Source organism: Acidobacteriota bacterium (assembly GCA_018001935.1).
In the GTDB taxonomy this organism is placed as follows: Bacteria; Acidobacteriota; JAAYUB01; order JAAYUB01; family JAAYUB01; genus JAGNHB01.
On record JAGNHB010000069.1, the window covers coordinates 14,463 to 28,551 of the forward strand.

A 14,089-nucleotide genomic window follows, 5' to 3' on the forward strand; every position below is an offset into this window, starting at 1 on the left:
GGTAAAATGAAGTCTTCAGAGTGGAAACCGATTTGGGGAGGTTGGGCATGAACGACGAGCCGAAATCAATCCTGGGATCCAAGAAAGAGGGTGAGACCGCCTCGACCACGAGCCTGCTGAAAAAGAAGCGGGAGGGCATGGACACGGGCGAGATCGCCAGCACCGGCCCCATCACCGCCCGCCTGGCGGAGATCCACGCCAAGGAGAAAAAGTCCAAGACCGGCCTGTACCTGGGGGTCGGGATCGGGGCTGTCGTCGTGGTGACCCTGTTGTTCATCCTGTTCTTCTCGGGCGGTTTGAGCTTCATGTCCGGCGGGAGGGGCGTCGGCGCCGGGACCGGCGAAGGCGGGTCCGCCGAGAGCGTCGGCGAAGGCGGTGTGCCGGCGGAAACCCCGGAGAACAAAACCCCCGACCCCAACGCCCCAAAACCGCCGCCGAGGGCCGCCGAGATCGGCAACCTCTTCGGCGGCTCCACCGGCGCCGCCCCGACGGGCCTGCCCGCCCTTCCCGGCGCCGCCGCGGCGCCCCTCGCGCCCCCGGGAGCGCCTGCCCCGCCGCCGCCCCCGCCCGTGGCGACCCCCCGCCCGGCGGCCTCGACGCCCGCCGCCACCGCGGCCGCCGCGCAACCCGCACCCCGTCCGGCCGCCACCCCCGTCGCCTCCACGCCCCCGCCCGCCACGGCGCCCCGGCCGGCGCTGACGCCCTCGGCCCCCCCCATGACGGCACCCCGGCCGGACGCCGTCGCCATCAACACGCCGACGACCGTGCAGCGGGGGGCCCTCGTCCCCAACACCGACCCCGAGGCCACCCGGCCCTCGCCGTTGGGCGCGTTCAGCGCAAAGAAACCGGCCGCGGCCGTCCAGGCCCGGCGAGCCGGTTCGGCCCGGGTCCGTTACCTGGTGGACGAGAACGGGAACGTCGCCCAGACCTCCGTGCTCCTGGAAACCCCCCCGGGGATGGGGTTCGGGGCGGCCGCCGCGCAGGCCATCCAGACGATGAAGTTCAAACCGGCGACCAAGGCCGGCGTGCCGGTCAAGATGTGGATGATGAACGAGATCAAGTTTCCCTAGCCGCGGGGACGTACTCGAGGTCCTCGAAACGGCTGAACTCCTTCAGGAAGGCGAGCTGGACCGTGTCCACGGGGCCGTTGCGCTGCTTGGCGATGATGACGTCGGCCTTGTTGTGGAGGTTCGGGTCGTCCTTCACGTAGACCTCTTCCCGGAAGATGAAAAGCACCACGTCGGCGTCCTGCTCGATGGATCCCGACTCGCGCAGGTCCGAGAGCATGGGGCGGTGGTCGCCCTTGCGGGTCTCGGGTGAACGGCTCAGCTGCGAGAGGGCGATCACGGGGATGTCCAGGTCCTTGGCCAGCGCCTTCAGCGACCGGCTGATGTCGCTGATCTCCTGGACGCGGTTGTCCGTGCGACGGCTGGAGTCGGCGGTCATCAGCTGCAGGTAGTCCACCACCACCAGGTCGAGGCCCTGTTCCCGCTTCAGGCGGCGGGCCTTGCTTTGCAGCTCCAGGATCGACAGCCCCGCGGTCTCGTCGATGAAGACCCGGGCGTTTTCCTCGAGCCGGGCCATGGCCTTCCCGATCTGGTCCCAGTCCGACCGCGAAAAGTACCCGCTCCGGACCCGCTGGTGGTCGATGCGGGCTTCCGTGGACAGGATGCGCAGGGCCAGCTGCCGGGCGCTCATCTCCAGGGAGAAGACGGCCACCCTGACGCCCTCGGACAGGGCGGCGTTCATGGCGATGTTGACGGCCAGGGTGGTCTTTCCCATGGAGGGCCGCCCCGCCACGATGATCAGTTCGCCGCGCTGCATCCCGCAGGTCAGGGAGTCGAGGCGCTTGTAGCCGGTGGGGATCCCCGTCAGGTTGGTCTTGGCCTCGTAGAGCTTCGTGAGGTGCTCGTAAGCCTGGATCATGGCTTCCTGCAGGGAGATGTAGTTCTTCTTGACATAGCTCTGGGCGATGTCGAAGATCCGGGTCTCGGCGGTCTTCAGGATGGTCTGGACGTCCTCGTCCTGGGAATAGCCCATCTCCGTGATGTCCTGCGCCGCGTCGATGAGCTTCCGCAGCAGGGATTTCTTCTTCAGGATCTCGGCGTAGTGGCGGACGTTCTTCAGGCGCGGCGCCCCATCCGTCAGGCTCGACAGGAAGGAGATGCTGACGAGTTCCTTCAGCCCCATGGCGTCCAGGGAGTCCTTGAGGGTGATCTCGTCCGCCGGCACCCCTTTCTGGAACAGGAGCACCATGTGCTGGTAGACTTTCGCGTGGGTGTCCAGGAAGAAATCGTCGGGCGCCAGGAGATCGGTCACCTGGATCATGAGTTCGCTGTTCACCAGCAGCGCGCCCAGGAGGGCCCGCTCCGTCTCGGTGTCCTGGGGGAGCGGCTTCGTCGGGACGTTGTCGTTGCTCATGGGTGTTCCTCCGGAAGATCGTGCCCCGAAAAAAAGCGGACGCGGCCGTGAGCCGCGTCCCTTGCAACGATACGGTCGAGGACCGTCGCCCTATTCCTGTTCGGTCGTTTCCGCGGCGGGAGGGGGGACGGGAGCGGCCTGCTCCGCCCCTTCCTTCTTCACCACCAGCTTCACCGAGGCGGTGACGTCGTGGTGGAGCCGGATGGGGATGGAGAACTCGCCCAGGGTCTTGACGGGGTGATCCATGCGGATCTTGCGGCGGTCGATGTTGAACCCCAGGGACTGCAGGTGGTCGGCGATCTCCATCGAGGTGACGGACCCGTACAGGGCGTCGCCCTCGCCGGACCGCTTCTCCACCGTGATGCAGACCTCGCCGAGGGCCCTGGACAGGAGTTCCGCCTCGTCCTTCAGCTTGGCTTCCTGCTTGGCCCAGACCAGCTTCTGGTTCTCGATGACCTTGAGGTTGCCGGGGGTGGCAACGATCGCGATTCTCTTCGGGATCAGGTAGTTCCGGGCATACCCGTCGGCGACCTTGGCCACGGTGCCGCGCCGGCCCAGGTTTTCCATGTCTTCGATCAGGATGACTTCCATGGTTCCACTCCTTCGCTGGCTTACATCATGTCGGAGGACAGCGGCAGCAGCGCCAGGATCCGGGCGCGTTTCACCGCTTCCTTGAGCCGGCGCTGGTGGAACGAGCAGGTCCCCGAGAGCCGCCGGGGGAGGATCCGGCCGCGTTCCGGGACGTAGTACCGCAGCAGGTCGTAGTTCTTGTAATCGATGTGCGGGATCTTCTCCTCGCAGAACCGGCAGACTTTCTTGCGCCGGTAGACGAATTTGCGCTGGGATTTATCCATTTCACTCATGGGTCGTTACCTCGCTTTCCACCCTGGTCCGGGACCGCTCCCGGTGAGACCCCTCGGGCCGATCGCCGGAGGGGGTTTCACGTTTGCGGCGCCGGTCGAGCTGCTCCCGGCGCTTCTCGTAGTAGGCGCGACGCTTGGCCTCGACTTTCAGCTCCTCGTCCTTCCGGACGGTCAGGAAGCGAAGCACGTCGTCGGACACGCGCATCCGGCGCTCCAACTCGTCCACGAGCTTCCCGTCGCCTTCGAAGCGGAAAATGTAGTAAAACGCTTCCCTGAATTTCCGGATCTCGTAGGCCAGCTTCCGCTTCTCCCAGAGTTCCAGGGTTTCCAGCGTGCCGTTCATCTGGCTCACGTAACCCTTCAGGCGCTCGCAGAACTCCGTCTGCTTCTCCTCCGGGGCGTCGGGAGCAACCAGAAACACCATTTCGTACTTACTCACCGCATTTCTCCTTCATCCTCTTTGTTTTGTTGTGCGGGACACGCCCGCGGATCCCGGTGGCGAAGGAATCCGTGAACGAAAGTCGGCATAGTAGCACAGATTCCGAGGATTTCAACATTTTTGTTTCGCCCCCCCATTTTTTCTTCGCCCTGCCCCGCGCCTCGGAGTCGGTCCCGGCATCGTCACCGCCACGGAACCGAATAACGAGGCACGGGGGCGCAGTGGCCCAACCCGGATAAACCGGAAGAGAACCACGGATGAACACGGATAGACACGGATATACGGGAGAAGGAACCCTGAACCACAGGAGCGAAGAATCCAGAATTCAGAAGGCAGGAGGAAGGAGGGGGAGACTTCCGTCAGGAGACGTCGTCGGGAGACAGGAGACAAGGAGATGGCGTTTGGCCCTTTGACCGTGATTGGAGACGCCGCCTCCCTGCGCCTCCGTCCCTTGGTGAGAATCTTTCCGGAACGTCTTTCCCGGAGGCACGGCGGTACGGCGAAGGCGAGCTTCCATGGACCTTGGCCGAATTCGAGGGCTATCCGATTTTCTTGGCGAGCTTGGCGCCTTTGCGAGACCAGGATCCGGATCGACTCTCGCCAAGGCGCCAAGCCCGACGTTTCGTCCCGAGTTGCGGGATGGGAAACTCCGCGAGGATCCGGACGTCCCCCGTGAGGGTGTGCCCGTCGGCCGGCGTCAGGACCTCCCGCCAGGGTCGAGCGTCCGAGAGGGACGGGAGCGGGGGAGACCCTCCCGGGCCCCCGGTTCCGGCGGGGGGGGCGGCAACCATCGCCGCCAGGGACAGGGCGGCGATCAAGCAAACGGGGAGTACGCGCATGGGGCCTCCTGGGATCCACGGGCTCGCAGGGGGCCGGCGAGGCGCCGGGCCGCCCGCCACGATCATAGGGGTGGGCCCCGAGGATGTCAAGCCGCTGCGAGGCCTCCGGAACCTGCGAATACCCGTTGACGTTTGCGCCGTCGTCGTCTATGGTGCGACTGACACCTCGCCCGGAGCGACGCCGTCCATGATCCACGCCCAACCAACCGACCGGTGGACCGAACGCGGCCCGGCCCTTGCGGGGGCAGCCGGCCCGCCCCGGGGGGGGCGGGGCGACCGGCCCGGCTGCCGGCGGCCAAAGGGCCCCCGATGGCTGGGAGTGCTCGTTGTCGCCCTCTGCCTCGGTCTCGCCTGCGCAGGATCGGCGAGCGACGGTGCCGGCCATCTCCGTGTCCGGAACTACTCGTTCCGGGACTACGCCTCCGGGGGGCAGAACTGGGCCATCTTCCAGGACGAGCGGGGCGTTCTCCTGGTCGGCAACGAGGACGGTCTGCTGGAATTCGACGGTGAGACCTGGCGGTCCATCCCGATGCCGCGGAAGACCGACGTGCGGGCCTTCGCCCGGGACGGCGCCGGCCGGGTCTACGTGGGCGCGGGGGGGGAGTTCGGTTACCTGGAGACGCGGCCCGACGGCAGCCGGGCGTACGTTTCGCTCCGGGGCCGTCAGGACCCCGGGGGGCCGGATTTCACCGTCATCAGCACCATTGTCTGCCTGGGCGGGGACGTCTACTTCAACGACGACAACGTCCTCTTCCGGCTGCGGGGCGGGCGGATCCGGGCCTTCAAGCACAACATGGGGTTCGGGACGTGCTTCGTCCGGGACGGCCGGCTGTACCTGTGCTCGTCGTGGCAGGACCTGAAGGAACTCCGGGGCGACGAATTCCGGGCCATCCCCGTCGAGGGCGCCAAGCCGTCCCTGGTGACCGTCGCCCTGCCCCACCCCGACGGGCGGGTCCTGCTGGGGACGGCCTACGACGCCTGCTACCTGCTGGATTTCACCCCGGCTTCGGGCGCCGCCCCCCGCGCAACGGCCACGCCCTGGAAGACGGAAGCGGACGAACTGCTTCGAAACAGCACGCTCTACACCGGGACGCGCCTGGCGGACGGCCGCTGCGCCCTGGGAACGAACCTGGGCGGCGTGGTCATCCTCGACCCGGCCGGTCGCGTCCAGCGACAGGTGGACTTCCGGGACGGCCTGGACAACCAGGAGATCCAGAAGATCTTCCAGGACCGGGAGCAGAACCTGTGGCTGGCCTTGAACAACGGCCTGGCCTGGGTGGACCTCGCCTCCGGCTTCAGCCGGTGGAACCGCGCCCATGGCCTGAAGAACGTCGTGACGACGACCCTTCGCTTCGAGGACCGACTCTACGTGGGAAGCTTCGACGGCCTGCACCGGCTCGAGGACAACCGGGTCGTGAACGTGCCCGGCGTCCGGGGCGGCGCCATCTGCCTGCTCCGGTTCACCCCCCCCGATGAACCGGGGCGAGCGATCCTCCTGGCCGGGACCACCGAAAGCGGGTTGTGCGAGGTCGGGGAGGACCGGGCGGTCCCCGTGATCCCCGGCCTGCAGGTGGCCTGTCTTCTCCAACCGCGGCGCGACCCCTCCCGCCTCTATCTCGCCACACCCCGGGGCCTGGCGGTCGCCGTCCGGGAGAAGCGCCGGTGGCGGCTGCTCGACACCGACTTCGGGGTCGTCGACTTCGTGGATTGTCTCGCCGAGGATGCCGGCGGCGCCCTGTGGTTCAACACGTCCAGCCTGGGTGTCCACCGCCTGGAAAACGGGCGGGCGGTGCGATTCGGCCCGGACCGGGGGCTACCCGACGCCAGCGAGCGGTCCTTGTGGTCCGCCCGGGGGGACCTGTACGTCTCCGTGGCGGGCGGTGTGTATCGCTACGACCCCGCCCGGCGCCGTTTCGAGCCGTCCGACCGGGTGACGGGGGTTCTCCAGGGACGGCCGCGGATGGTCGGGAACCTCTTCGAGGCCCCGAACGGGTGGATGTGGGCCCAGGGGAACGACGCCCGGACCCGGGAAGGCTTTCTCGGCGCCATGGTCCCCGGCCCGGGTGGGACGTCCCGGTGGGTGGAAGGCCCGTTCAACCCCCTGCGGGACATCCTCCTGAACGATTTCACCCTCGAGCCCGACGGGACGGTCTGGATCGCCGCCGACCAGGGCCTCTACCGTTACCGCGGGCCGCTGGCGGCGCCGTCGGCCCCCTTCGACGCCCTGGTCCGGCGGGCCCGGTTCGGGCTGGATACGCCGGACGGCCTCCCCGTGGAGGGTGCCGTTCACGCGGGGGCGGCCGGCGGGACCGTCCTGGACTATCGCCGCAATTCCGCCCGCTTCGATTTCGCGGCCCCGTCGTGGTCGAGCCCGAACGGCGTCGAGTACCGGACCCGGCTGGAGGGGTTCGATGCCGGCTGGTCGGCCTGGAGCCGGGAAACGAAGCGGGAGTACACCAACCTGCCCGAGCGGGCGTACTGTTTCCGGGTGCAGGCCCGCAATGTGTACGGCCAGTTCAGCACCGAAGCGATCTGCGAGTTCACCGTTCGGGCCCCGTGGTACCGGACCCCCTGGGCCTACCTGGGCTACGCCCTGCTCGCCGTCGGGTTGGTCTGGGGACTGAGCACGCTCAACACCACCCGCCTGCGCCGGGCCAAGGCGAGGCTGGAACGGACCGTGGAGGAACGGACGGCGGAGATCACGGCGCAGAAAGAGGTGATCGAGGAGAAGAGCCGGAACATCACCAAGAGCATCCTCTACGCCAGCCGGATCCAGCGGGCCATGCTCCCGCCGGAGGGCGCCCTCGACGGGGCCGCCGCGGACCACTTCCTCCTCTACCGCCCCCGGGACATCGTCAGCGGCGACTTTTTCTGGTCCCGGCAGGTGGGCCGGCAGGTCTTCCTCGTGGCGGCGGACTGCACCGGGCACGGGGTCCCCGGCGCCTTCATGAGCGTGCTGGGCATCTCGCTCCTCAACGAGATCGTCGCCGGCCTGCCGGTCCTGTCCCCCGAAGAGATCCTGGGGCGCCTGCGTGAGCGCGTCGTCCAGTCCCTTCGCCAGACCGGGGAGGAGGGGTCCAGCCGGGACGGCCTGGACATCGCCCTGTGCGCCGTGGACCTGGACCGCCTGACCCTGCGGTACGCCGGGGCCCATCGCCCCCTCTGGCTCTTCCGCGCCGGGGACCCGGACGGGTTCGTCGAGGTCAAAGGCGACCGCATGCCGGTGGGTTACCACCACAAGAAAGGCGCGGCCCCCTTCGCGGGCCACACGCTTCAACTGGACCGGGGCGACACGATCTACCTTTTCTCCGACGGTTTCGCCTCCCAGTTCGGGGGAGCGGACGGCGACAGCTTCAAGGCGTCCCGGCTCCGGGATACCCTGCGGGCGTTGTGGGGCAAACCCATGTCGGAGCAGCGGGACGCTCTCGAGAAGGTGCTCTCGGAGTGGATGGCCGGCCACGAACAGGTGGACGACATCCTGGTGCTGGGGGTCCGGCTGTGAAACGCCCGAGCCCCTTTGTCTGAGCCATCGCCCAGAGGTCGATGGCACGTTTTGCAAGGCGCTCAACCCTTGTCGTCGAGGATGCCCATGAGATTGATCCTGACCCTGTCCCTCTGGATTGTGTTCGTTCCCGTGTTCTCCCAGGGCCCTTCCCCGGCTGTCGGGCCGGCGGGTGATCCGAAGGGGACGGCCCCGTCACCCTGGGCCCCGCCCACCGCCCGTGACCGGCTGTCGTGGTTCGCCCGCTCCAGCTTCGGCCTGGAGAACTGGGCGGCGGGGACCTTCACCTCGGCTTTCTGGACGGCCTTCAACCGCCCGGAGGAGTGGGGTGAAGGCTGGGAGGGGTTCGGCAAGCGCTTCGCGAGTCGCCAGGCCTGCGTCGTCATCGCCAACGGCGTCGAGGCGGGGATCGGCGCCGTCTGGGGCGAGGACCCCCGCTACCGGCGGCAGGGGGAGGGGGCCTTCTGGTCCCGCACCGGGTACGCCTTCAAGACCACCTTCACGGCCTACGACCGGAGCGGCCGGCTCAAACCTGCCTGGGCACGGTACGCCGGCCTGCTCACGGCCGCTTTCACGGCCAACACCTGGTCGCCGCCCAGCTGCAGCCACTGGCACGACGGCCTCGAACGGGCCGGCTGGGGCATCCTGGAGCGTTTCGCCGGCAACCTCTTCGCCGAGTTCTGGCCCGACGTCTGGCGGAAAATCCGCGGCAAATGAAGGCTTGACGACGCACGTTCGTACGCGTCGTCCCGACGCGGATAGCGAGTGGACAAGAGGCATCGCAGAAGGCTTTGCCCGCCGCGTCTTCACCCCGTCATCGGGGTGAAATATCTGTAGGGCAAACCCGCCCCGAAGGCGGCGGGAGCCCATCGAGGTCCCCCAGTCTTGCGCGTTTTGCCAAAAATACTGCGCTGAAGCGCCTACATCCCGTACCGCGCCAGGAAGCCCTTGACGTCGATGTCCGTGCCGAGGCCCTTCATCAGGCGGTCGCGCCAGGGAAGGAGGGAACCGTCGCGGAAGAGGTTCTTTTCCAGGAACGGCGCCACGCGCTTGTCGAAGGCGTAATTCCTCCCGAACTTCTTCTCCAGGGCCTGGTGCACCGTGAACGCCACGATCCGGGCCAGGAGGTAGTTCTGAGTGTAGACGGGGTAGGCAACGGTGATCACCGAGGCCATGCCCCCGGGGCGGTCGTCCGCGTCGATCAGGAGGAACCTCCGGTTGAGCCCCGCGCGAACCTCGGAAAGGCTTTTCCCGGGATTCCGGTAAGCCTCGATCTCCACCCGGCAGTGGGCGAGGAAATAGCGGATCATCAGGGGGGTGACGGCCCGCTGCTTCTCGTTCCGCCGGGCGAGTTCATCATCGGTCAGACGCCGCTTGCGGCGGAGCCAGTCGTCGTTCTCGGCAAACCCCGCGAAGGTTTCCGCCATCCCCTCGTCGAAGGCGGAGCAGCCGTTGCCGAAGCACCACTCGTAACCCTTGAGGGAGGGCCATTTCACGCGGGTCCGGGCGTACTGGGTGGCGTGGCCGATCTCGTGAAGGCGCACATTGAGCGCGGCTTTGGGCGTCACGACGATCCGGACGTCGTCGGGGATGCGGACGGCGAAGCCCTGACCGCCGATGCCCTCGGGCATGTCGCGGTCCACGATCTTCGGGATGGCGCCGGGCCGGTAGCCCAGGGCGCCGAGGGTCTCCGTGATCAGGCGGTTCACCTCCCCGGGGCCCGGTTCGTCGCCGTCCCTCGCCATGTACTGCCCGAAGAGCATCATCAGGTCCGGAAAACCGAGGGTCTCCTTCCCCGTCTTCTTCCGCAGTTCCGCGAGGGTCGCCTCGTAGGGCTCGCGGGTGGCTTTCTCGAGGTCCTCCGTGAAGCGGTCGAACCAGGCGGCGTCGGTCTCGGTGATGTCCAGCATCAGGGTGGCGAAGTCGGGGAACCCCAGCGCCTTCGCCTTCGCGTTGCGAAGCTTCATCAACCGGAGGAACATCTCCTCGGTCTCGTCCTCGTCTTTCCCGGGCTTCGGGGCGCCCGCGCCCAGGCGGGCCTCCAGTTCGAGCTTGAGGGGGGCGATCTCCGGCGAGCACTCCACCTCGGCGAAGAGGAGCATGTTCCGCCACACCGTCACCCGGCGTCGGAGGACCGGGTCGCGGAGTTCGTCCCGTTTCGGGTACCACTCCCCGACGGCCGTCTTCAGGGCGGGGTCGGCGAAGAGGGCGGCGAACTCCGCCTTCGGCCCCTCCAGCCGTCCCTTGTCGTCGGTGGTGTAATAGGCCCAGTAGGCTTCGCCCATGCGGATCGAGACAGCCTCGTAGGCCTCTTCGAATCGGGCCAGGGTGTCCTCGAGCGCCTTTTCGGAGGCGGCCCGGGCGCCCGTCGCTCCGGTCGACAGGCAGAGCGCGAGCAGAAGCAGGACGAGGGCGTGACGTGTTCGTGAAAGCATGCTGTTCCTCTCGGGGTGGGTTGGGTTCGGCCGTTGCCGCGGCGTTGCCGGGGGCGGTCCCGGAATCATACGGTTCCGGCGGCGGTTTGTTCCCGCTTCAGAAGCGGTGGGCGGTGTAGCGGAGGGCTTCCTGGATACCCAGTTTCTCGCTGCTGGGGCCGATGCGGATGTAAAACTCGTCGGGGGCCCCCTTCTGAACGAGGAAAACCGGTCGGGGCCCCCGGCGGCACGTCACGCGGAAGACTTTCCTTCCCCCCGTCTCCTCGAAGCGCGTCCGGACGAAGGGGGCAAGGTCCTGGCCGAGGGCGGTCTTGACCAGGTTCCAGAAGTGGCGGGCCAGGTGGTCGTCGTTGAGGAACCGGTCGGCCTCGAGGCCAAGGACCGTCCCGTCGTCGTCGACGCCCAACAGCAGGTCCCCGCCGTCGGTGTTCAGGAAGGCGGCCACCGACTTCAGGGCGGCGTGCTCGATGGCCGGGTCGTTTTTCCCCGCGTGGAGGTTGAACCGGAGGGTGGACTTGAACTCCAGGTGCTCGCTCTCGCCCCCCCGGACCAGGGCCGCAAGGTCTGCACCGCCGTCCCCGGTCTCCTTGAGGCACCCCAGCAGTTCCACGAGGTTGGCGGCCTCCGCCCGCAGGCGCGCGAGGCCCGTCGCCGGGTATTCCCAGTCGACCGCCGCCCGCGGCGCTTCCGGGCCCGGGGCTGTCGAAACGGGCCGGTCGTCGGGGGAGCGGCCGGCCAGCGGGGAGTGGAGACCGTAGAGGGCGTGGGCGTACTCGGAGGGGGTCAACCGGCCTTCCACCAGGAGAAGGGGCAGCGCCAGCCCGGCCCCGTGGGCGGCGCCCAGCAGGGACACCGCCGCCAGGGCCTCGGGACGGAGGGCCCGGACGGCCCCCGGCAGGGTTTTCCCCTCCGGGGCCAGCAGGGAGGACAGCCGCCGGCGGGCGTCTGCGGCCACGGCAGCCCCGGTGCAGGCCAGGGGCAGCGCTTCCGCGTGGGTGTCGATGAAGGCCAGGGTTTCGGCGGGGTCGGTGGCGGGCGGGCTGTCCGGGACCCTGGTCGGCCGCGGGAGGAGCGGGTCGCCCCCGGCGTCGTCGGGCGGGGGCGGGAGCGCTCCCGGCAGCCGGAGCGCCTCGAGCAGGGCGCACCCCGTGGGGGGGGCGAACTCTGCCGCCCCGGCGCACAGGATTTCCCGGAACACGTGCTCCGCGACCCTCCGGCTCGAGTGCGCGAGGGGAATCCCGCGGGGGGAGACCAGGGGGCGGGGACCCGCGTAGAGGACGTATTCCCCCTCCAGTTCGACGAGGTCGAGGTCCCGGGGGTTGACCTGCACCGGACCGTTCGCCGGGCCCTGCATGCTCACTCCACCGTGATCCGGCCTTCCATGGCCGGGCTGACCGGGGAGTGGGCCCGGATGTACTCCACGAGGGTGTCCCGGACCGGCGGTCCGATGACCGGCGTTTTACACCGGGAGAAGATCTCGTAACCATCACCGCCCTTCAGGAGGAAATCGTTGATGGTCACCCGGTAGGTCCGGGACTCGTCCAGCGCCTGGCCGCCGACGGCGATGGATTTGAGCCGGGGGTGTGCCCTGGGGTCCTGGACGTAGACGATCCTCGCCCCCGAGACCTGCAGGCTGGTTTTCCCCCAGAAGGGCATCTCCTCGAACAGGGTCCGCACGTCCTTCCCGGACATCTCGACGGTGACCACCTTGTTCTCGAAGGGGTAGACGGCCATCACGTGCTCGAGGGTGATCCGGCCCTTGGGGATCCCCGCCCGGATGCCCCCGCTGTTCTGCACCGCGATGTCCGCCCCCGTCTTGGCCCGGAGGGCGTCGCAGAGCAGGTTGCCCAGGTTCGACTCGCCGCTGGGGGGGTGAACGAGTTCCACGGCCGCCTCGCCCACCACCTCGGCGTACTCGTCGGCGATCCGGTCGTAATAGTTGGCCACCAGGCGATCTGCCGCCGCGTCCCAGGGGGCGTTCGGGCCGGCGATGATGCGGCGGAGCGTGCTCCCGGCCTCCACTTCGACGGGGGCCCCGGGGTCTTTCGGGACCCGCAGGTTCAGCACGCCCAAAAAGATCCCGTAGCACCCGGCCTGCACGATCGCGGTCTTCCCCCGCAGAACCGGTTCGAAGAGGGGGGCGTGGACGTGCCCGCCCACGATGGCGTCGATGCCGGGCACCTTCTCGGCCAGTTCCTCGTCGCCGCGGAGGCCGAGGTGGGAAAGCACCACCACCAGGCGGGCCCCCTTCGCCCGGAGTTCTTTCATGATGGGCGGAAGGACTACTTCAGGCGCCTGGAAGCGGAGGCCCCGGACGTGGTCGGCGAAGGTCAGCTGCGGGGTGGAGGTTGAACAGAGCCCCACGAGGGCGATCTTCAGCCCTGAACGCTCGATGATTACGTAAGGCTTGATCCCCGGGAGGGGCTTGCCCTGGTCGTCCGTCAGATTCGCGGCCAGGAAGGGGAACTTCGCCCCGGCGATCATCTCGTTCAGCTTTTCGACCCCCCAGTCGAACTCGTGGTTCCCCACCGCCATGCCGTCGAAGCCGAGGTAGTTCATGACCTCCACCATGGGCTTGCCGTAGAAGCGGTTGCTGACGGCGGTGCCCTGGAACATGTCGCCGGCCGAGACCAGGAGGGTTCCGCCGGGGTTGGCAGCCCGAAGTTCTGCGATCAGGCCCGAGAGGTAGGCCGATCCGCCGACGGGGTGGTCGGGGTGGGCGGACTTGTCCATGAAAGGACGCATGAACCCGTGGATGTCGTTGACGTGCAGGATGGTGATGTGGGTGTGCCCCTCGGGGGGCGCCGCCAGGAGCAGCACCGCCTGGAGGGTGAAAAAGAGGGCGACGGCCAGGGCGGTCCGGCGGGCGGCCCTGCCCACGAGACGACGATACGGGAAGTGGTTCGCGCTCGGTTTCATCACTTCTCCTCGAATCGGAACATCTTGACGCCCAGTTTGACCTTGTCCCCGTTGTGGATGGGAGACTCGCGGATCTTTTCGCCGTTGACGAAGACCCCGTTGGTGCTGTTGAGGTCGCGGAGGACGAACTGGCCGTTCTGGAACACGATCTCGCAGTGCCTGCCGGAGATGGACTTCTCGTTGGGGAAGGCGATGTCGTTGTCGGACTGGCGCCCGACCCGCGTCTTGGGGACGATGACCGGGTAGACTTCCTTCTTTCCGTCAATGGAGTAGGAAACCAGGTGGGGGCCCCGGACGCTTTTCGCCGGGGCCTTCCGGGACACCGCCAACCGGGAGCTCCCGCAGGCGGCGCAGGAGGTCTGACCGGGCGTGACGGGCGTCCCGCAGGCTTCGCAGACCACGGGAGGGGGGGTGGGCGGTTTCGTCAGCTCGAAACCGCAGACCAGGCAGGTGGAGCTCTCGAAGTCCTCGACCGGGAACTTGCAGGCGGGGCAGAACCAGGACCCCGCGATGCGTTCCGTGTCATACTGGCCCGATTTTTTCATCTTGCCCTCCGGGGTGGCGTGCAACCATGGCGAAGACAATTATACAACGACAACCGGGGAAATCACACGGGGAAAGGTACGCCGGGCGAGCCGAGCCCGGCGGTGGGGGTGCGGGAGGAATGGGGG

At 68.1% G+C, this 14,089-nt stretch carries 11 protein-coding genes; 3 read left to right on the plus strand and 8 right to left on the minus strand.

Annotated features, from left to right (window positions below; genetic code table 11):
* Positions 1–47: 47 nt before the first annotated feature.
* Entirely contained in the window at positions 48–1,070 is a 1,023-nt protein-coding gene (locus KA419_18535; protein MBP7867931.1) for an energy transducer TonB, read from the plus strand.
* On the opposite strand, the gene dnaB is transcribed toward KA419_18535, so the two are convergent.
* The 4 genes from dnaB to rpsF form a co-directional block, all read right to left on the minus strand.
* A complete protein-coding gene (gene dnaB / locus KA419_18540) occupies positions 1,057–2,421 on the minus strand; it encodes a replicative DNA helicase (GenBank protein MBP7867932.1) in 1,365 nt (454 codons plus the stop codon). The two genes, KA419_18535 and dnaB, sit on opposite strands and share 14 nt — an antisense overlap.
* A gap of 90 nt (positions 2,422–2,511) precedes the next feature.
* Complete coding sequence (rplI, locus tag KA419_18545; GenBank protein ID MBP7867933.1) at positions 2,512–3,012, minus strand: 50S ribosomal protein L9; 501 nt, start codon at positions 3,010–3,012, stop codon at positions 2,512–2,514.
* A gap of 20 nt (positions 3,013–3,032) precedes the next feature.
* The gene (locus tag KA419_18550; GenBank protein MBP7867934.1) at positions 3,033–3,275 is read right to left on the minus strand and encodes a 30S ribosomal protein S18; all 243 of its coding nucleotides are present in this window, start codon (positions 3,273–3,275) and stop codon (positions 3,033–3,035) included.
* Position 3,276: 1 nt separating this feature from the next.
* Positions 3,277–3,723 (minus strand): 30S ribosomal protein S6, encoded by a 447-nt coding sequence (rpsF, locus tag KA419_18555; protein MBP7867935.1) that lies wholly within the window; start codon positions 3,721–3,723, stop codon positions 3,277–3,279.
* Between the two features lie 1,158 nt (positions 3,724–4,881).
* Between rpsF and KA419_18560 the strand changes: the two genes are divergently transcribed.
* Positions 4,882–8,064, plus strand: a complete 3,183-nt coding sequence (locus KA419_18560) for a SpoIIE family protein phosphatase (GenBank protein ID MBP7867936.1) — start codon at positions 4,882–4,884, stop codon at positions 8,062–8,064.
* Between the two features lie 87 nt (positions 8,065–8,151).
* Positions 8,152–8,781, plus strand: a complete 630-nt coding sequence (locus KA419_18565) for a hypothetical protein (GenBank protein MBP7867937.1) — start codon at positions 8,152–8,154, stop codon at positions 8,779–8,781.
* A gap of 203 nt (positions 8,782–8,984) precedes the next feature.
* Here KA419_18565 and KA419_18570 read toward each other — a convergent pair whose 3' ends face one another.
* From KA419_18570 to KA419_18585, 4 genes are all read right to left on the minus strand, one after another.
* A complete protein-coding gene (locus KA419_18570; protein MBP7867938.1) occupies positions 8,985–10,499 on the minus strand; it encodes a hypothetical protein in 1,515 nt (504 codons plus the stop codon).
* A gap of 97 nt (positions 10,500–10,596) precedes the next feature.
* Positions 10,597–11,853 carry an ATP-binding protein gene (locus KA419_18575; GenBank protein MBP7867939.1) on the minus strand — a complete coding sequence of 419 codons (1,257 nt, stop codon included), beginning with the start codon at positions 11,851–11,853 and terminating at the stop codon, positions 10,597–10,599.
* Positions 11,854–11,855: 2 nt separating this feature from the next.
* Complete coding sequence (locus KA419_18580; GenBank protein ID MBP7867940.1) at positions 11,856–13,418, minus strand: bifunctional metallophosphatase/5'-nucleotidase; 1,563 nt, start codon at positions 13,416–13,418, stop codon at positions 11,856–11,858.
* Positions 13,418–13,963 carry an FHA domain-containing protein gene (locus tag KA419_18585; protein MBP7867941.1) on the minus strand — a complete coding sequence of 182 codons (546 nt, stop codon included), beginning with the start codon at positions 13,961–13,963 and terminating at the stop codon, positions 13,418–13,420. Before KA419_18585 ends, KA419_18580 begins: the two co-directional genes overlap by 1 nt.
* Between the last annotated feature and the right edge of the window lie 126 nt (positions 13,964–14,089).

Coding starts and splice junctions, on each gene's coding strand:
- KA419_18570 (MBP7867938.1), bottom strand. CDS start 10,499: ATGCTTTCACGAACACGTCACGCCCTCGTCCTGCTTCTGCTCGCGCTC.
- KA419_18565 (MBP7867937.1), top strand. CDS start 8,152: ATGAGATTGATCCTGACCCTGTCCCTCTGGATTGTGTTCGTTCCCGTG.
- KA419_18580 (MBP7867940.1), bottom strand. CDS start 13,418: ATGAAACCGAGCGCGAACCACTTCCCGTATCGTCGTCTCGTGGGCAGG.
- KA419_18535 (MBP7867931.1), top strand. CDS start 48: ATGAACGACGAGCCGAAATCAATCCTGGGATCCAAGAAAGAGGGTGAG.
- rplI (MBP7867933.1), bottom strand. CDS start 3,012: ATGGAAGTCATCCTGATCGAAGACATGGAAAACCTGGGCCGGCGCGGC.
- KA419_18550 (MBP7867934.1), bottom strand. CDS start 3,275: ATGGATAAATCCCAGCGCAAATTCGTCTACCGGCGCAAGAAAGTCTGC.
- KA419_18585 (MBP7867941.1), bottom strand. CDS start 13,963: ATGAAAAAATCGGGCCAGTATGACACGGAACGCATCGCGGGGTCCTGG.
- KA419_18575 (MBP7867939.1), bottom strand. CDS start 11,853: ATGCAGGGCCCGGCGAACGGTCCGGTGCAGGTCAACCCCCGGGACCTC.
- dnaB (MBP7867932.1), bottom strand. CDS start 2,421: ATGAGCAACGACAACGTCCCGACGAAGCCGCTCCCCCAGGACACCGAG.